Origin of the sequence: Heyndrickxia sp. NPDC080065 (assembly GCF_050281185.1) — a bacterium.
GTDB lineage: Bacteria > Bacillota > Bacilli > Bacillales > Bacillaceae_C > Heyndrickxia.
In genome coordinates, this window is sequence record NZ_JBNNWS010000007.1 from 1 (window position 1) to 19,759 (window position 19,759).

At 34.3% G+C, this 19,759-nt stretch carries 16 protein-coding genes and 1 rRNA gene; 8 read left to right on the forward strand and 9 right to left on the reverse strand.

Annotated features, from left to right (window positions below; translation table 11 throughout):
- The 9 genes from ACQKP0_RS09385 to dnaA form a co-directional block, all read right to left on the reverse strand.
- A 16S ribosomal RNA gene (locus ACQKP0_RS09385) occupies positions 1-298 on the reverse strand; the annotation flags it as partial.
- Positions 299-642: 344 nt separating this feature from the next.
- Positions 643-1,722 (reverse strand): HD-GYP domain-containing protein, encoded by a 1,080-nt coding sequence (locus tag ACQKP0_RS09390; protein WP_427405577.1) that lies wholly within the window; start codon positions 1,720-1,722, stop codon positions 643-645.
- A 123-nt stretch (positions 1,723-1,845) separates the two neighbouring features.
- Positions 1,846-4,329, reverse strand: coding sequence for a DNA gyrase subunit A (gene gyrA / locus ACQKP0_RS09395; RefSeq protein WP_427405578.1), 2,484 nt, complete (start codon positions 4,327-4,329; stop codon positions 1,846-1,848).
- Positions 4,330-4,394: 65 nt separating this feature from the next.
- Positions 4,395-6,323, reverse strand: a complete 1,929-nt coding sequence (gene gyrB, locus ACQKP0_RS09400; RefSeq protein WP_427405815.1) for a DNA topoisomerase (ATP-hydrolyzing) subunit B — start codon at positions 6,321-6,323, stop codon at positions 4,395-4,397.
- Between the two features lie 203 nt (positions 6,324-6,526).
- On the reverse strand, positions 6,527-6,766 hold the full coding sequence (remB, locus tag ACQKP0_RS09405) for an extracellular matrix regulator RemB (protein ID WP_427405579.1): 240 nt from the start codon (positions 6,764-6,766) through the stop codon (positions 6,527-6,529).
- A gap of 16 nt (positions 6,767-6,782) precedes the next feature.
- Positions 6,783-7,898, reverse strand: coding sequence for a DNA replication/repair protein RecF (gene recF / locus ACQKP0_RS09410; protein ID WP_427405580.1), 1,116 nt, complete (start codon positions 7,896-7,898; stop codon positions 6,783-6,785).
- A gap of 50 nt (positions 7,899-7,948) precedes the next feature.
- Complete coding sequence (gene yaaA, locus ACQKP0_RS09415; RefSeq protein ID WP_427405581.1) at positions 7,949-8,164, reverse strand: S4 domain-containing protein YaaA; 216 nt, start codon at positions 8,162-8,164, stop codon at positions 7,949-7,951.
- 259 nt (positions 8,165-8,423) lie between these two features.
- The gene (dnaN, locus tag ACQKP0_RS09420) at positions 8,424-9,563 is read right to left on the reverse strand and encodes a DNA polymerase III subunit beta (protein ID WP_427405582.1); all 1,140 of its coding nucleotides are present in this window, start codon (positions 9,561-9,563) and stop codon (positions 8,424-8,426) included.
- A gap of 215 nt (positions 9,564-9,778) precedes the next feature.
- Entirely contained in the window at positions 9,779-11,125 is a 1,347-nt protein-coding gene (dnaA, locus tag ACQKP0_RS09425) for a chromosomal replication initiator protein DnaA (RefSeq protein WP_427405583.1), read from the reverse strand.
- A 740-nt stretch (positions 11,126-11,865) separates the two neighbouring features.
- On the opposite strand from dnaA, the gene rpmH reads away from it, so the two are divergent.
- The 8 genes from rpmH (at position 11,866) to noc (ending at position 19,678) form a co-directional block, all read left to right on the forward strand.
- Entirely contained in the window at positions 11,866-12,000 is a 135-nt protein-coding gene (rpmH, locus tag ACQKP0_RS09430; protein WP_427405584.1) for a 50S ribosomal protein L34, read from the forward strand.
- A 62-nt stretch (positions 12,001-12,062) separates the two neighbouring features.
- Positions 12,063-12,413 (forward strand): ribonuclease P protein component, encoded by a 351-nt coding sequence (gene rnpA / locus ACQKP0_RS09435; RefSeq protein ID WP_427405816.1) that lies wholly within the window; start codon positions 12,063-12,065, stop codon positions 12,411-12,413.
- A gap of 112 nt (positions 12,414-12,525) precedes the next feature.
- On the forward strand, positions 12,526-13,299 hold the full coding sequence (gene spoIIIJ, locus ACQKP0_RS09440) for a YidC family membrane integrase SpoIIIJ (protein ID WP_427405585.1): 774 nt from the start codon (positions 12,526-12,528) through the stop codon (positions 13,297-13,299).
- Positions 13,296-13,931 (forward strand): RNA-binding cell elongation regulator Jag/EloR, encoded by a 636-nt coding sequence (gene jag, locus ACQKP0_RS09445; RefSeq protein WP_427405586.1) that lies wholly within the window; start codon positions 13,296-13,298, stop codon positions 13,929-13,931. The genes spoIIIJ and jag overlap by 4 nt, the downstream gene beginning before the upstream one ends.
- A 314-nt stretch (positions 13,932-14,245) precedes the next feature.
- Positions 14,246-15,631 carry a tRNA uridine-5-carboxymethylaminomethyl(34) synthesis GTPase MnmE gene (gene mnmE / locus ACQKP0_RS09450; protein ID WP_427405587.1) on the forward strand — a complete coding sequence of 462 codons (1,386 nt, stop codon included), beginning with the start codon at positions 14,246-14,248 and terminating at the stop codon, positions 15,629-15,631.
- 180 nt (positions 15,632-15,811) lie between these two features.
- On the forward strand, positions 15,812-17,704 hold the full coding sequence (gene mnmG / locus ACQKP0_RS09455; protein WP_427405588.1) for a tRNA uridine-5-carboxymethylaminomethyl(34) synthesis enzyme MnmG: 1,893 nt from the start codon (positions 15,812-15,814) through the stop codon (positions 17,702-17,704).
- Between the two features lie 21 nt (positions 17,705-17,725).
- A complete protein-coding gene (rsmG, locus tag ACQKP0_RS09460) occupies positions 17,726-18,442 on the forward strand; it encodes a 16S rRNA (guanine(527)-N(7))-methyltransferase RsmG (RefSeq protein ID WP_427405589.1) in 717 nt (238 codons plus the stop codon).
- 378 nt (positions 18,443-18,820) lie between these two features.
- Positions 18,821-19,678, forward strand: a complete 858-nt coding sequence (noc, locus tag ACQKP0_RS09465) for a nucleoid occlusion protein (RefSeq protein ID WP_427405590.1) — start codon at positions 18,821-18,823, stop codon at positions 19,676-19,678.
- The last annotated feature ends 81 nt before the right edge of the window (positions 19,679-19,759 follow it).

Consider the following 19,759-nt stretch of genomic DNA (forward strand, 5'->3'; position numbering starts at 1 on the left):
GCTACGCATCGTCGCCTTGGTGAGCCGTTACCTCACCAACTAGCTAATGCGCCGCGGGTCCATCTGTAAGTGATAGCCGAAGCCATCTTTCAATTTCCCTCCATGCGGAGGAAAAAGTTATCCGGTATTAGCCCCGGTTTCCCGGAGTTATCCCAGTCTTACAGGCAGGTTACCCACGTGTTACTCACCCGTCCGCCGCTAATCTTCAGGGAGCAAGCTCCCCTCAGATTCGCTCGACTTGCATGTATTAGGCACGCCGCCAGCGTTCGTCCTGAGCCAGGATCAAACTCTCCAAAAAGATGTTTGATATAGCTCATAAAAAGTTAATTAATTGACGTTTCGTTTTGTTCAGTTTTCAAAGATCAATCGTCCTAAGCGACTTTTATATAATAACATATTCTTTTTTTAAAAGTCAACGCTTTTTTTAAAAGTATTTTTTAAAAATATTTTTAGTAATAAAAGTTCAACGATTGCTATTATAACAGATAATCTAGTAAAAGGCAATGGAAAGTGCCAAAGTTTAATAATTCTCGGGCACAATGTTCTCTAACCTATGAATTCTAAGATTGAACTTCATAGGTTAGAGATTACTTGACCTCAAGGAACTAGACTTATTAGATATACATTCTTCACTTTATTATACTAGTAAACTTCCTCTATATATAAGTCTCTTGCTTTTTCTAAATCTATTATTTCTCCATCACTTAACTTTATTAAAGGTCTAGTTATAGCAGAAGGTTTCGTAAATATTACCTCTCCTGTTTGACCATTGGATATCCTTACCTTTGTACCTATTGAAAGATTGGCAGTTATTGATAATAGCGCATTTATTACAGAGATGTCGTATTTGCCAAATCCATCAATTTGCAATATTTCAATGGCTTTAAGTGGTGCAATCCTTTCTTTGTAAGGCTTGTCAGAAATTAATGCATGATATACATCAGCAACCGCTACAATTCTCGAAATAGGATATAATTGCTTATCCTTTACCCCCATAGGATAACCACTGCCATCTAGTCTTTCATGGTGCTGAAAGATTGCAAGTTTAGTTTCAGCTTTTAATAATGGACTATTTTGTATCATCTTCAAACTATGATTTGGATGTTCGCGAATTTCGCTAGATTCTTCATAAGAGAGAGCAGATGGTTTATTAATAATCCAAGGAGATATTTTAGCCATACCGGCGTTAGCTAAACAGCCAGCTAAAGCTGTTTGGAAGTATTGCCCCTTATCATAGCCCACTTTTTTAGCTATTAATCCACTAATTATTCCGACAGAAATTGAGTGGTAATATAAATAATCCTGTTCTTTCTTATGTAAATAAAGAAAAGATGGATTGATATTATGTTTCTCAACCTGTTCCAATAATGAATACAAATAATCTCTTACATTCGCAATATCAACAGCCGAGCCTGATTGCCATTTTTGAAAATCAGCTTTATATTTTTTTACTGTTTCTTCAAATGTCTTAATGAATAAATTTGGATTAATTTCCTCTAATGAATCTATTTTTGTATTTGTAGAGCTATTGAAATTACTTTGTTTATTTTGTTTGATGGATCTACCCTCAATTGTTACTTCTGTTTTAAAAAAAGCCTTTAAGACATCAATATGCTTCTGAGTTAAAACTGTTTTTTTAGGGATAATAGGATGGCCAGTCATTCCCATTATATCCTCCGCAATAACTGCGCCTACTCGTACTTCATCAACATTGACTTTCATTTTGTCCACCCCAAGTTTAAATAGACTGTTTCATCAGAAAATATTTACTCTTTTTAAAATATTTTACCAAAAAAGAGGCATCAATACGATGCCTCTTAAAAAACTTACTCATGATAATTTCTTTTATTCTTCAACTGATTCTGCTTCGCCTTCAGTTGATTCATCTATTTCTGTTTCCTCTTCCTTCTCAACCTTTGCAACAGTTGCTACATGCTCATCTTCGCCAAGACGAATTAATTTAACTCCTTGTGTATTTCTTCCTAATTGAGAAATATCACTAACTGCCATCCTAATTAGGACTCCTCCTGCAGTTATGAGCATTAAATCCTCTTCACCAGTTACCGTTTTTACAGCAATAAGATTTCCGTTCTTCTCGGTAACATTACATGTTTTTAATCCTTTACCGCCACGGCTTTGAATTCGATATTCTGATGCATTTGTACGCTTTCCATAGCCATTAATCGTAACAATCAGTACATCATTGTCATCTTCTAATATTTCCATTCCAACTACTTCGTCATCCCCAGTAAGGGTAATACCCTTCACACCTGTTGCTGTTCTTCCCATTGAACGGACATCAACTTCAGGGAAACGTATCAGCATTCCATTTTTAGTACCGATTATGATATCCATGTTTCCATCTGTAAGCTTAACTGATATAAGCTCATCTTCTTCACGAAGATTAATAGCAATTAAACCATTTGTTCTTATATTAGCAAAATCAGTAAGTGGAGTTCGTTTTGAAATTCCTCTTTTTGTTGTAAAGAACAAGAACGAGTCATCAACAAACTCTTCAACACGAATCATCGTATTAATCCACTCATCTTTTTCAATTCCTAAAAGATTTATAATAGGGATTCCTTTTGCTGTTCGACTAAATTCAGGTATTTCATACCCTTTAGCCCTGTATACTTTCCCTTTATTAGTAAAAAATAAAATTGTATCATGTGTTGAAGTTGTTAATAAATGTTCCACAAAATCATCTTCATTCGTACCCATGCCCTGGACTCCTCGTCCACCACGTTTTTGGCTTCGATATGTGGAAATTGGTAAACGTTTAATATAACCGTTATGTGTTAGACTAACAACAATATTTTCACGTGGAATTAAATCTTCATCCTCGATTTGTTCGACCCCGCCTGACACAATTTCTGTGCGGCGCTCATCATTAAATCGCTCTTTTATTTCTAATAATTCTTCACGGATAATTTCTAATACTTTTTCTTCATCCGCAAGAATAGCTTTTAATTCTGCAATTAGTTTGATTAATTCCTGATACTCTTCTTCAATTTTTTCACGCTCTAATCCAGTCAAGCGCTGCAGGCGCATATCGAGAATCGCTTGAGCCTGTTTTTCGGATAGAGAAAACTTCTCCATCAAGCCATTTCTTGCTATTTCTGTTGTTTGTGAGGAACGAATTAAACTAATAATTTCATCGATATGATCTAAAGCAATGCGCAATCCTTCTAAAATATGTGCACGAGCTTCAGCTTTTCTTAATTCAAATTCTGTTCTTCGACGAATGATTACCTTTTGATGCTCTAAATAATGATATAAACACTGTTTTAAATTTAATACTTTTGGTTGTCCATCAACAAGAGCTAATAAATTGATTCCAAAAGTGGTTTGTAATGCTGTGTGTTTGTATAGATTATTTAAAAGTACATTTGCATTAGCATCTCTACGAACATCAATTACTACATGCATACCATTACGATCCGATTGGTCACTTAAATCTGTAATCCCATCAATTTTTTTATCACGTACAAGCTCAGCAATTCTTTCAACTAGTTTGGCTTTATTCACTTGATATGGAATCTCTTTGATAATAATGGATTCTTTCCCATTAGACTTCTGTTCAATTTCTACCCTTGCACGTAAAGTAATTGAACCACGGCCAGTCTCATATGCACGTCTTATTCCACTTCTTCCAACAATTAAACCGGCTGTTGGGAAATCAGGGCCCGGTATATATTCCATTAGTTCTTGAATAGTAATATCAGGATCCTTACTTAAGGCTAACACTCCATCGATTACTTCACCTAGCTGATGAGGAGGAATATTTGTTGCCATCCCTACCGCAATTCCAGATGTACCGTTTACTAAAAGATTTGGAAACCTTGATGGCAATACAACTGGTTCCCTTTCAGAGCCGTCATAGTTATCTTGATAATCAATCGTATCTTTATTTAAGTCTCGGATTAATTCCATTGATATTTTTGACATACGGGCTTCAGTGTAACGCATTGCTGCTGCAGAGTCACCATCAACTGAACCAAAGTTACCATGTCCATCTACAAGCATATATCGATAACTGAAATCTTGTGCCATACGGACCATTGTTTCATAGACAGCAGAATCACCGTGAGGATGATATTTACCAATTACCTCTCCAACGATACGAGCAGACTTTTTATAAGCTTTATCAGCTGTCATTCCTAAGTCATTCATTGCATATAGAATCCTTCTATGAACCGGCTTTAAACCATCACGTACATCCGGAAGTGCACGGGAAACAATAACACTCATGGCGTAATCTAAGAAGGAAGTACGCATTTCCTGACTAATATTAATTTCTTTTATATTTGAATTTGGTGTTTCAGTCATATTGGAACCTCCTTTAAGAGAATCAAGCAACCAGTATCAACTGATTGCTTCTTTGAATTTCTTAATTAAATATCAAGGTTTTTTACATAAATCGCATTTTCTTCAATAAAATTACGGCGTGGTTCAACTTTATCTCCCATCAACATTTCAAACGTTTCATCCGCTTCTATTGCATCTTCTAGACTTACTTGAAGCAACGTTCTATTTGTAGGATCCATTGTTGTTTCCCAAAGCTGTTCTGGATTCATTTCGCCTAGACCTTTATATCGTTGTATTCCTGGTTTTGGCTGTGCAGGCATTTGACTTAACATTTCTTCTAATTCACGATCACTATACACATACTCTACTCGTTTGCCTTGAGCAATTTTATATAAAGGAGGTTGGGCAATATATATATATCCAGCCTCTAGAATTTGTCTCATATAACGATAGAAAAAGGTTAATAATAAAGTTCTAATATGTGCACCGTCTACATCAGCATCGGTCATAATAACAACTTTATGATAGCGAGCCTTTGAAATTTCAAAATCATCACTAATTCCTGCTCCAAGAGCCGTAATGATTGTACGAATCTCATTATTAGATAAAATTTTATCCAAACGTGCTTTTTCTACATTAAGGATTTTTCCGCGTAAAGGGAGGATTGCTTGGAAATGTCTATCCCTTCCTTGTTTCGCTGATCCTCCTGCAGAGTCACCCTCTACGATAAATAGCTCACTGATTTGTGGATCTCTTGATGAGCAATCAGCCAGTTTTCCAGGCAAGCTTGAAACTTCTAATGCACTTTTACGTCGAGTTAATTCACGTGCCTTTTTGGCTGCTAAGCGTGCACGCGCTGCCATTAGTCCTTTTTCAACTATTTTTTTTGCGACTGTTGGATTTTCTAACATAAATTTATCAAAATGCTCTGAGAAGATAGAATCTGTAATAGTTCGAGCTTCTGAATTACCCAGCTTTGTTTTTGTCTGTCCTTCAAACTGAGGATCTGGATGCTTAATTGATACAATAGCCGTTAATCCTTCTCGAACATCTTCGCCTGATAAATTAGAGTCATTTTCTTTAATAAGATTATTTTTACGTGCATAATCATTAATAACCCTTGTTAATGCTGTCTTAAAGCCAAATTCATGCGTACCGCCTTCGTAAGTATGAATATTATTGGCAAAAGAATAAATGCTGCTTGTAAATCCTTCGTTATACTGGATCGAAACTTCGATTGAAATTCCATCCTTTTCACCTTCAACATAAATAGGTTCATCATGGATGACTTCTTTTGTCCTGTTTAAATGTTCAACATACGACTTAATACCACCCTCATAGTGATACTCATTCTTTTTCGGTTCATCTCTTTTATCTTCAATTGTAAGCTTAATTCCCCGATTTAAGAAAGCAAGCTCTCTGACACGAGTGGCTAAAATGTCATATTCAAAGATGGTTGTTTCCGTAAAGATTTCCTTATCTGGTATAAAATGAGTAGTTGTTCCAGTATGGTCAGTTTCACCAATTATTTTCAAATCAAAACAAGGGACACCACGTTCATATTTTTGATAATGAATTTTCCCATCACGATGGACGTAAACTTCAAATTCACTGGATAAGGCATTTACTACAGAAGCCCCAACTCCATGTAATCCACCAGATACTTTGTATCCGCCTCCACCAAATTTACCCCCAGCATGAAGAACAGTATGGATAACTTCAACTGCAGGTCTTCCCATCTTTTCATGTATACCAACTGGAATTCCACGACCGTTATCAATTACTTTGATACTATTATCACTTTCAATTACTATATTAATTTCATTACAAAATCCCGCTAATGCTTCATCAATACTATTATCAACAATTTCCCAAACTAGGTGATGAAGTCCCTTACTACTTGTGGATCCAATATACATACCTGGACGCTTCCGAACAGCTTCTAATCCTTCAAGAACTTGTATCTGATTTTCATCATATGATTGACCTTGCACTTGTTCTTGTTCTTGTTCCAATGGCACTTGAATTCACCTACACTTCCGAAATTTATATAAATGTTTTTATCTTAATTTTATGGTTTTGATTCATGTTTAAAAAAATGCTATTTTCGTAAATATTGTTGCTTTTCGTAAAAAGCTCAAATACTTAATTAAACTGGGTTCGTGCTCTTTTCTTCGTCCCATACTTTTTATATAAGTGCAAAAACAATCGATAAAAATTATTCGTTTTGCAAATTTAAACGTTTTAAAAGTGTATTTGAGGCTAATGGTGAGAGATAATACTGATGATCGGTTATGACTAAAGATTTAAATTCTCCTTTTGATAAGTTTACAGTATTTTTTTTCTTTTCTTGTAAAAATTCTTGAATAATGACTGAATCCTTAACTGTTCCTTTATCTAAAATAGTAATAATCTCATCTGTTCGAACCAACACATCTTCACCTACATGTAAATACATGCTTTAATTACACCTCTCATACAGGAGTCATAAAACCAGATTCTACTGAAAAGGTTGAAGCTTCTTTTAATGTTTGATGGTCAATACCATCAATGCTAGTTGTTGTGACAAAGGTTTGAACTTTCCCCTGAATAGTATTTAATAAGTGTGATTGGCGATAATCATCTAATTCAGATAAAACATCATCCAAAAGTAAAATAGGGTATTCGCCAATTTCTGAATGAATCAATTCAATTTCAGCAAGCTTTAAAGATAAAGCTGTTGTTCTTTGCTGTCCTTGCGAACCGTACGTTTGTACATCACGATCATTTACAAAAAAGATAAGCTCATCACGATGAGGTCCCGCCAATGTAACTCCTCTTTCAATTTCCCTCTTTCTAATGCTGGAAAATTTTTCTTCCATCGCTTTTATTAGGGTTGACGAATCACTGGTTTCTGATACATCAATTGATGGCTTATATTTAATATTTAACGTTTCAAGGCCTCTAGAAATCCCCGTATGAATTGGTTTCGCCCATTCTTCTAATAGCTGGATAAACTCAAATCTCTTTTTTATGATTTTTACTGCTATTTGGGTAAATTGTTCAGTTAGAACATCTAACATTGTTTCATCTTTTTGCTTTTGAAATTGAAGTTGTTTTAAATAATGGTTTCGCTGCTGTAAGATTTTTTGATACTGACTGATATCGTGCAAATAAATAGGCGAAACCTGTCCAATCTCCATATCAATAAAACGACGCCTAACTTGAGGGCTCCCTTTTACAAGGTGGAGATCTTCAGGCGCGAACATAACAACATTCATATTCCCAACATACTGACTTAACTTTTGCTGCTCAATATGATTGTATTTAGCTTTTTTTCCTTTTTTTGAAATGATTAACTCTAAAGGTGCTGAACCATTTTGTTTTTGTATCCTACCACTTATTTTAGCATATTCCTCATCCCAACGGATTAAATCTTTATCATTTGATGTTCGATGGGACTTTGCCATGGCTAAAACATAGATGGACTCCATTACATTTGTTTTTCCTTGTGCATTTTCTCCAAGGATAACATTTACTTTATTTTCAAAGGAAATAGATAATGTTTCATAGTTACGGTAGTTTTTTAGTTCTAACTCTTCAATATACATTCAGTAACATCCTTTTCCTTTTATCCCAATACACAGTAGGACCTTAATGGTTATTGTGAAACGATAAAAGTACCAATACCAGGTATTTCAACACAATCACCAACGGAAAGTTTCCGTCCTCTTCTCTGTTCTTGTTCACCGTTAATAAATACATCATGTTCACTCAAAAACCATTTGGCCATTCCACCACTTTGAATCACTTCAGCTAATTTTAAAAATTGCCCTAAAGTAATTGTTTCCGTCTCAATAATTATGTTTTTTCCCATAGACTCACTCTTTTCCGCTTCGTTATTCCCTAATATATAATTTTACTAAATAATTTAAATTAATACAACGCTCCATAAGTTCTATCATAATCTGAGTTGAATGTTATTAACATGTGGATAATTCCAAAAACATTAAAATATAAATAAGTTTGTGGATAATTTCCAAGAAAAATGGAAACGACTTTAGTTAGTCTATCGATTATTCAGCTATATAAAAAAGTCCCTGTATAAACACAGGAACTAATTTTATTGGTGATTTTTAATATGTTCTGACCGGTAATATTAGCTGTAAGATGGATTCATCATTTAACGGGCGAATGATAAATGGTCTCATTGCTCCGGTAAAACTAATTTGGATTTCTAAACCTTCCAACGCTTTTAATGCATCCATCATATATTTCGCACTAAACGATATTTTTAAATCTTCTCCCTCAATTGATTCACTTTGAACTTGTTCAATTACTTTACCAACCTCAGGTGTGTTAGATGAAATTTCAATCATTCCAGAAGTTAACGTCGTAAGCTTTACAACATTTGGATTTCTACCCTCTCTAGCTAAAAGTGAAGCACGATCGATTGCTTGTAAAAATTCTTTTGTATTTATGATTATGTCTGTTTTACTTTCTGAAGGAATTAATCTTGATGTATCAGGATAATTTCCTTCTAAAAGTCGTGAGAAGAACAAAAGATGTTTCGCTTTAAATAAGATTTGATTTTCAGTGATGACAATTTCTACTGGTTCATTTGTATCATCTAAAATTTTATTTAACTCATTCAAGCTTTTTCCAGGTATGACAATATTGTATTCAGCATCATTTGTAAACTCAATTGCAGCAGATCGCATAGCTAAGCGGTGACTATCTGTTGCTATACAAGTCAATTCATTAGATTTAACCTTCCAATTTACCCCGGTTAAAATAGGTCTAGTTTCTGAAGTAGATACTGCAAAAACAGTTTGGCGAATTAAATTCTTTACAATATCTGTTGGGATTTTAAAAACATTTTCTTCAGAAATCTGAGGTAAATGTGGATATTCTTCAGGATCTAGGCCATTCAAATTAAATTCAGATTTTCCTGAGCGAATAACTGTTTGTAATTGATTAATAACTTCAATTTCAATCGTATCCATAGGTAATTTTTTAACAATTTCACTAAAAAATTTAGCTTGTAAAACAATAGCCCCAGGATTAAAAATTTCAACTAATTCATTTCCATCTTCTTCTTTAGGTATAAAAGATTCAATGGATACATCGGAGTCACTTCCAGTTAGTGTGACTCCTTCAGTTGTAGCTACTATTTTTATTCCTGTTAAAATTGGAATAGTTGTTCTAGGACTAATGGCCTTCAATACATCTTGTACACTTTGAATCAGTCGATCACGTTGTATCGAAAATTTCATGATTTTCCCCCCAAAATTTTTTTAAATGATTTAACTCAATCTTTTTGTCTAAATGACATACGAAATTATTAATAATTATTTTTTAAAAAATAGTAGTAGTAATAGTAGGTGCTGTTAATATGTGGATAACATGAAAATTGAAAGGAAACACAGCCTATCCACATGTGGACAGACTGTGCATATATTAATTATAGTTATACACATTTTCCCCGAGATTATCCTTTTAGTAAACTTTTAATCTCTTGAATTTTTTTCTCAAGCTGAGCATCTGTTAAAATTAACTTTGAAATTTTTTCATGAGCATGTATGACCGTTGTATGGTCACGGCCACCGAATTCTTCTCCAATTTTCGGAAGAGAGAAATCTGTTAACTCTCTTGATAGATACATGGCAATTTGCCGTGGGAATGCAACTGATTTTGTCCGCTTTTTTGCTACAAAATCCTCTAATTTAATATTATATTCTTCCCCAACAATCTTTTGTATATCATGTATGGTTATTACTCTAGGTTTAGAGCTAGGGATAATATCTTTAAGTGCATCAGCAGCTAAATCAGCATTAATATCTTTATTAATTAATGAGGAATATGCCACTACACGAATTAAAGCCCCTTCTAATTCACGTATATTGGAATCAATTTGATTAGCAATATACAGCATCACTTCATTAGGAATATCTAGACCATCGGCTTTTGCTTTTTTCCGTAAAATAGCAATCCTAGTTTCTAAATCTGGAGGCGTAATATCAGTAATAAGCCCCCATTCAAAGCGAGATCTTAATCTGTCCTCTAAAGTTGGTATTTCTTTAGGAGGACGGTCACTTGAGATGATAATTTGTTTGCTTTCTTCATGTAATGCATTAAATGTATGGAAAAATTCTTCTTGAGTTGATTCTTTTCCAGCAAGAAATTGAATATCATCAATTAGTAGTACATCAACATTACGATATTTATTACGAAAATCGACGGCTTTATTATCTCGAATTGAGTTAATAAATTCATTTGTGAACTTTTCTGAGGATAAGTAAACAACTTTTGCTGAAGGATTGTGTTCTATTACATAGTGTCCAATGGCATGCATTAAATGGGTTTTGCCTAGACCTACTCCTCCATAAATAAACAATGGATTATATGCTTTTGCGGGAGCCTCTGCAACAGCAAGTGATGCAGCATGTGCAAAGCGATTACCTGAACCAATAACAAATGTATCAAATGTATATTTAGGATTTAGTACATTTTGAAATAATTCAGCAGAGTCATCTATCTTTGGTTTTTTTTGTGGTGGGACATTCATTTGAAATTCCTCATCTTCCTTATTTTGAGGAATAATAAATTTTACAGTTAGCTCTTCGCCCGTTATTTCATAAAGAACACCTGAAATTAATGTGACGTAGCGGCCTTCAAGCCAGTCTCTTGCAAAATCATTAGGTACTGAAACGATAAAAGTATCTCCTTGTAATGAATGTGCCTTTGTTGACCTGAGCCAAGTCTCAAAGCTAGGCTTACTGATCTTTTTTTCAATAATAGATAAAGCTTTATTCCAAAGATCAGCTATATTCTCCAACATCATACCCTCCTTTTATTCTTGAGATTTAAAAAATATTGATACTGCTATATTACGTAACAATGTTTCGTTCTAAAAGTTGTATATTAATAATTATTCAAAACGTTGATTGTGGAAAACTATATTAATAGGAATAAAAGCAGATTTCGACACTATCCACTGTTTGTGGACAAGTTTATACAAACAGGGTGAATAAACTATCCACAAGATATCCACACTTTGTGGATAACAAGTTATTCACAATTACTTATTCAGAGTGAAAACACAATAATCATATCAAATATTTATAGGGCTTGCAATGAAATTTGAAAATTATCCACAACACATTACTCTTGGGGAAGAAAATTATTCACATGATATTAATTTGTGCAAAACTTGTCGATAAATGTTATAAACAGAAAAAAATGTGGGAAAACTTATCCACAATGGAGTTAACATATTATAAATCGCCTTTGTTAATGGTTATTTTGAAAAATTAGCTACAGGACTTTGAACAGTAATAGCAATATTGTTTAACAAAGCCGAAAAATTAAAACAAACGTAAGAATAAAAATTGGAAATAGTATTCTTTTTTTAAAGAGTTGACAATTATAAATGGTGGTCTTTATAATTAATAAGACTGTCTTTTACTGTAATAAAAGGTTGTTCAAAATTCCGGGAAAAATAGATGTCGAATATCGGCTCTTTTTGTCCTCCTTTTTGAACATGTACTATAATAGATCCTCAGGGAGGTGTTATAAATGAAAAGAACATATCAACCAAACACTCGTAAAAGAAGTAAGGTTCATGGATTCCGTGCACGAATGAGCTCAAAAAATGGACGTAGAGTCTTAGCTAGTCGTCGCCGTAAAGGAAGAAAAGTATTATCAGCGTAGACCACTGAAACGTCTCAGTGGTTTTTTTTTCATATAAATATCTTATTGTGAGTGATATAAGAATGAAAAAGTCGTATCGAATAAAAAAAAATATTGAATTCCAACACGTTTTTAAAAAAGGAAAATCATTTGCTAATCGCCAATTTGTTATCTATGTTCTAAAAAAGAGAGACCAAGAAAATTTTCGAATAGGTTTGTCAGTTAGTAAAAAGATAGGAAATGCGGTTAAAAGAAACGAAATTAAACGATACCTTCGTCAATGTTTTACTGAACTAAAAGAAAATATTGATAAAGGAAATGATTATGTGATCATCGCTAGGAAACCGGCGGCCGAAATGAATTTCCATGAAGTTAAAAGTAGCCTTCAACACGTATTGAAGGTGGCTAAAGTATTAAAGGTAAATAACAATTAATGTGGAATTTATTATCATAAGTTATTTTTTTATCTCAGGTTGAAAAAACTTAATTTTAGGCTGAGATACTACATAAAAATATGAATTTTAGAAAGCAGGGAGGAGTATACGGTTGAAAAAAAGAATATTTTTAATTATTGCAATAATTGGCTTAATGACTGTACTTGCAGGCTGTACGGAGTTTAATAAAGATATTACACCGAACAGCAAGGGCTTTTGGAATGAATGGATCGTTTGGCCGCTTTCTCAGCTTATTGTTGCTGTTGGAAAATGGCTAGGCAGCTACGGTTTATCTATTATCGTTGTAACAATCATTATTAGGTTAGCGATATTGCCATTAATGATTAAGCAGACGAAAAGCTCAAAGGCGATGCAAGCGATTCAACCAGAGATTAAAAAGTTACAGGAGAAATATAGTTCTAAGGATGCTGTTACACGACAAAAATTACAGCAGGAACAGATGCAGCTGTTTCAAAAATACGGTGTAAATCCTTTAGCGGGGTGTTTGCCTCTAATCATCCAGATGCCAATCCTTATTGGATTTTATCATGCAATTAATCGTACTCCAGAAATACGTGAATCAATGTTCCTTTGGTTTGATTTAGGTCATCCTGATTATGTTTTAGCAGTTGTTGCCGGAATAACTACCTTTGTTCAACAAAAGGTAATGATGGCAGGAACAGCAAATCAAAATCCGCAGATGGCAATCATGCTTTGGGTTATGCCTATTATGATTATTGTAATTGGTGTTAGTTTGCCAGCAGCATTACCTCTTTATTGGGTGGTAGGGAATATCTTTATGATTCTTCAAACATATTTCATTAAGACTCCAGAATTACAAACCGATACAGCAGCTAGGGGTAAAGCGAGGGGAGTTAAAAAGTGAAGGAAGTTACTGCTACAGGACAAAGTGTCGAAGAAGCAGTCGAGTTAGCCCTAGGCCAATTAAATGCAACAAGAGAACGGATAGAATACAGAGTAATTGATGAAGGAAAAAAAGGATTGTTTGGACTTTTTGGTGGAAGACCAGCAATTGTTCATGTTCAGTTGAAACCAGATCCAATTGAAGAAGCTAAACTATATCTTTTGGATATAATGAATGAAATGGGAGTAGAACCTCATATTGAAATAAAGGTTGAGGGGTACAGAGCGGATTTTAAGATTACTGGTGAAAAGATGGCTCTTCTTATTGGAAAAAGAGGACAAACATTAAATTCCTTGCAATTATTAACTCAACTTATTGCTAATCGCTATACAAACCATTTTTTGAATATTACTTTAGATGCCGAAAATTATCGACATCGCAGGGAAAGCTCTCTTATTCAATTGGCGGAGCGATTAGCTGAAAAAGCTGTATATACAAAAAAACCTGTTACATTAGAGGCTATGCCTTCTTTTGAAAGAAAAATTATTCATAATACACTATCAAAAAATAAAAAAATTAAAACACATTCCGAAGGAGAAGAACCGAACCGATATTTGGTAATTCATCCCGTCGAAAAAAATCCAAGCTATTAATAGCTTGGATTTTTTTATTTAAAGGTAAAAAAGTATAAAATTTACTAAGGATATTAGGCATGAAAAGTGTGTGTCTAGCTCCAGCGCCTATCGGCTAGCGCTTTTCTTTAAATATTGTTATTCACATGTGGATAAGTTAAAATAAATATCATTAACTTTACGTGTTGTGGATAAATCATTTATTTATAAATGCTTTTTTATTTTTAAAAGATCAAGAATTTGTTATTCTATTATTTTGGGAATAATTTTATTTATAAGTTTAGATTCAACTTTTTAAACATAGATGTAATTTGAGAAGGATCGAGGTGAAAAGGATGGAATTTGATACGATAGCGGCTATTTCCACTCCGATGGGTGAGGGAGCGATAGCCATTGTTCGGCTAAGTGGTGACCAAGCAATTGACATTTCGAATAAAATCTTTCTTGGGATCGGTGATAAAAAACTAGAAAATGTTCAATCCCATACCATTCATTACGGGAAAATAATCGATCCTGCTACAGAAGAAATTGTAGAAGAAGTAATGGTTAGTGTCATGAAGGCGCCAAAAACATTTACAAGAGAAAATATTGTCGAAATTAATTGCCACGGTGGTCTTGTTTCAGTAAATCGAGTTTTACAATTAGTACTTAGATATGGGGCAAGATTAGCCGAGCCAGGTGAATTTACGAAAAGAGCATTTTTAAATGGACGGATTGATTTATCTCAAGCAGAAGCAGTCATGGATTTAATTCGGGCAAAAACGGACAGAGCGATGAATATTGCATTAGGCCAAATGGAAGGGAGACTTTCCAAACTAATTAAAATGCTCCGGCAAGCAATTTTAGAAATAGTTGCCCATGTAGAGGTCAATATTGATTATCCGGAATATGATGATGTGGAAGAAATGACACATCGCATGTTAAAGGAAAAGGCTTATTTTGTAAGAGATGAGTTGAAAAAGCTTCTTCAAACCGCCGGACAGGGGAAAATATTAAGAGAAGGTTTATCTACTGCTATTATTGGCAGACCTAATGTAGGAAAATCATCCTTGTTAAATAGTTTAGTTCAGGAAAACAAAGCAATCGTAACAGATATTCCAGGAACAACACGTGATGTGATTGAGGAATATGTGAATGTGCGAGGTGTTCCCCTTCGTTTAGTTGACACAGCTGGAATCCGTGAAACAGAGGATATTGTTGAACGAATAGGTGTGGAGCGATCAAGAAAAGTATTAAGAGAGGCTGACTTAATTCTCCTTGTTTTGAATTATGCAGATGATTTAACAAAAGAAGATGAACAGCTTTTTGAAGCAGTTAAAGGGATGGACGTTATAGTTATCGTTAATAAAACGGATTTACAGCAAAAAATAAATTTATCAAAAGTAAATGAACTAGCAGTAAATCATAAAATTATAACTACATCATTATTAGAGGAAAAAGGTATTAATGAACTTGAGGAAGCAATTGCCTCACTGTATTTCCAAGGATCAATTGAGGCTTCTGACATGACTTATATTTCAAACAGCCGCCATATTGCTTTAATTGGACAGGCGTTGGATGCGATAGAAGAAGTAATCAACGGCATTGACATGGATATACCAATAGATATTATTCAAATTGATCTAACAAGAACCTGGGAATTGCTTGGAGAAATTATTGGGGATACTGTACAAGAGAGCTTAATCAATCAATTGTTTTCGCAATTTTGTTTAGGAAAATAATCTTGTTTGAGGACGAATTTTAAAGCTTTGTTATCGGTTATTGCTGTTAAAAAATTGCCTGTGAAGTATAGGAGAGAATATATCTAATATTACTAGCTGCACGCGTACTCCTACAGGATTTTTGAATGACAACAATCTCATTTAACAAGGCAAATTGAAAAAATGCAAGGAGAGGTTTGCATGCAAAAATACGATGCAGGGGAATTTGATGTAATAGTTGTAGGTGCAGGACATGCTGGATGTGAAGCGGGTCTAGCTGCTGCAAGAATGGGTGCGAAAACCTTAGTGGCTACAATAAATCTTGATATGATTGCTTTTATGCCATGTAATCCATCTGTAGGGGGACCTGCAAAAGGTGTCGTTGTACGGGAAATTGATGCTCTTGGTGGAGAAATGGGGAAAAATATAGATAAAACTTATATTCAAATGAGAATGTTGAATACTGGGAAAGGCCCTGCGGTTCAAGCTCTCCGTGCCCAAGCTGATAAGTTCCAATATCAAAAGGAAATGAAGAAAACATTAGAAAATGAACCTAATCTTACTCTTATTCAAGGTATGGTGGAAGAATTAATTGTTGACGATGGAATATGTCAAGGTGTTGTAACCAAAACAGGTGCAGTATATCGAGCAAAAACTGTCGTAATAACAACGGGTACGTTTTTAAAAGGTGAGATTATTATTGGTGATTTAAAATATTCAAGTGGCCCTAATAATCAACAGCCATCTATTAAGTTATCTGAGCATTTAGAGGAACTTGGTTTTGAATTAGTTCGATTTAAAACTGGTACTCCGCCAAGAATTAACAGCCATACAATTGATTATAGTAAAACAGAAATTCAGCCTGGTGACGATACACCAAGGGCGTTTAGTTATGAAACAACAAAATATATTACAGATCAGCTACCATGCTGGTTAACTTATACAAATGAACGAACACACCAAATTATCGATGAAAACTTACATCGTTCACCAATGTTTTCAGGTATGGTGAAGGGTACTGGAGCCCGCTACTGTCCTTCAATCGAGGATAAAATTGTTCGTTTCTCAGATAAACCTCGCCATCAAATCTTTTTAGAACCAGAAGGAAGAGATACAGAAGAAGTCTATGTTCAAGGACTTTCAACAAGTTTACCTGAAGATGTTCAGCATAAAATTCTTGCAACTGTTCCTGGTTTAGAAAAAGCGCAAATGATGCGTGCGGGATACGCGATCGAATATGATGCAGTTGTTCCAACCCAATTATGGCCAACTTTAGAAACAAAACTAGTGAAAAATCTTTACACAGCAGGTCAAATAAATGGAACATCTGGATATGAGGAAGCTGCTGGCCAAGGGCTAATGGCAGGAATAAATGCCGCAAGAAGGGCTTTAGGAAATGAAGAGGTTATTTTAAGCAGATCAGATGCTTATATTGGTGTATTATTGGACGATTTAGTAACGAAAGGGACAAATGAGCCTTATCGATTATTAACTTCCCGTGCAGAATATAGGCTTTTGCTTCGACATGATAATGCGGACTTGCGATTAACTGAAATAGGTCACCAAATTGGTTTAATTAAGGAAGAAAGATATGCTAAATTTTTAGAGAAAAAAGAAAGCATTGAGTCAGAAATTAAAAGGCTCCGTTCAATTATTATTAAGCCAAATGAAAAAACACAAGAATTGATTCGTCAAGTAGGGGGAAGCGAATTAAAGGATGGAATCCGAGCTTCAGATTTATTAAAACGCCCTGAAATGACGTATACCCATATTAATGAGTTAATTCCTGCAGAAATAGAGTTATCGAGTGAAGTAACAGAACAAGTAGAAATTCAAATTAAGTATGAAGGTTATATTGATAAATCTCTACAACAAGTTGATAAACTAAAAAAATTAGAAGATAAGAAAATTCCAGATAACATTGACTATGAAGCCATTAATGGACTTGCAACAGAAGCTCGTCAAAAGTTAAGCAAAGTTCGTCCGTTATCCATTGCTCAGGCTTCAAGAATTTCTGGAGTAAACCCAGCTGATATTTCCATATTACTCGTTTATATAGAACACGGCCGGATTGCAAAAGTTGCGAAAGAATAATCAATAAGGACGGATTAGTACATGAATATTGAGCAATTTACTCAACTTTTAGAGGAAAAGGGAATTACCCTTTCCTCTAAACAATTACATCAATTTAATCGGTATTATGAGCTATTAGTTGAATGGAATGAAAAAATGAATTTAACAGCTATTACTGAAAAAAATGATGTGTATTTAAAGCATTTTTTTGATTCAGCTACTGCATCCTTTTTTTTCGATTTTAACCAACCGTTCAGCATTTGCGATGTAGGTGCTGGTGCTGGATTTCCTAGCATTCCATTAAAAATTTGTTTTCCAGAATTAAAGGTCACGATAGTCGATTCACTCCAAAAACGTATTACATTTTTAGAAAACTTAGCAAAAGAACTTGAACTAGAAAATACCTTTTTTTATCATGATCGAGCAGAAACCTTTGGAAAAAACCCTGAACATAGGGAGCAGTATGATATTGTTACAGCAAGAGCTGTCGCAAGGATGTCGGTGTTAAGTGAGCTATGTATTCCGTTAGTTAAACAAGGCGGAGTATTTATAGCGATGAAAGCTGCAAATGCAAAAGAGGAATTGAATTCAAGTTTAAAGGCAATAAGTATTCTTGGGGCAGAAGTAGAGAAGTCCTATTCGTTGACTTTACCTTTTGAGGAAAGCGAACGGAATATTATTGTAATCAGGAAAAATAAACAAACTCCTAAAAAATATCCTCGAAAACCAGGTACACCGAATAAAATGCCATTAGAATGAAATCTCCATTCTAATGGTTTTTGAGGGTTTAAATGAAAGGCTTTGTTAAATAATATTGTTGTTTTACTAAACATCTGTAGGGGATGCGTTCAGCTAGTTTTACTACGTAAAGAAACCGCTTCATGCATACCCTACAGATGATTTTATCAACAATAACCATTAACAAAGCAAATGAAATAAGCCTTGCAATAAAAAGTTTTGTCATAATAGTCTAATCTTCACGTTTTTTTGAGAAATTTTTACGTAAAATTCAATCAATTATCGTCCTTTTGTTTAATAGTGTAGGAAAAACTCGAAAAATTACCAACGAAAATGCAGGAACTTGTCTTATAATAGAGAATATGTAGGTAGGGAGTCTCTTAAAGGTGGTGTCAGACGATGAAACATCCTTTCTCTCGTTTTTTTGGTGTGGGCGAAAAGGTGGAAGAGTCGGAAAGAGAAATAGTTAGTGATAATGAGGAAGTCAGGAAAATACCTATTTCATGCATTGTTCCTAACCGTTTTCAGCCAAGAACAGTATTTGATGAGAATAAAATAGAGGAATTAGCACGTACAATCCATACGCACGGAATTATTCAACCAATTGTAGTACGTGAATATAGTTCTGGCCAATATGAAATAATTGCTGGAGAGCGCAGATTCAGGGCTGTACAAAAGTTAGGTTGGGATGTTGTTCCAGCTATAATTAAAAACTTAAATGATACAGAGACAGCTTCAGTTGCATTAATCGAGAACCTTCAACGTGAGGAGCTTTCACCAATTGAAGAAGCGATTGCTTATGGAAAACTTTTGGAATTACATAATTTAACACAAGAGGCGCTGGCACAACGTTTAGGAAAGGGTCAATCCACTGTTGCCAATAAGCTCCGTTTATTAAAGCTTCCACAAGAAATTCAAGAGGCGCTGCTTCAAAAGTTAGTTTCAGAACGCCATGCACGTGCATTAATCCCTTTAAAAGATAGGGAGAAGCAAATTCAACTATTAGCAGTGATTATTGAAAAAAACTTAAATGTTAAGCAAACAGAGGATTATGTTGAAAGATTGCTTAAAAAACCAGAACGAAAACCTAAACCTCGTCGCCAAGCATTTAGTAAAGATATGAGAATTGCTGTAAATACGATTCGCCAATCATTAACGATGGTTGCTGATAATGGAATTAAGCTAGATTCAGAAGAAGAAGAGTTTGATGAATACTATCAAATTACAATAAAAATCCCCAAAAAAAATGATAATTAGTAGAATAAGAGAAGCTTGTAGCACAAGTTTCTCTTTTTTTTTTATAAAATTAAAACTTCTAAATGAATCTTTGTTAAAATA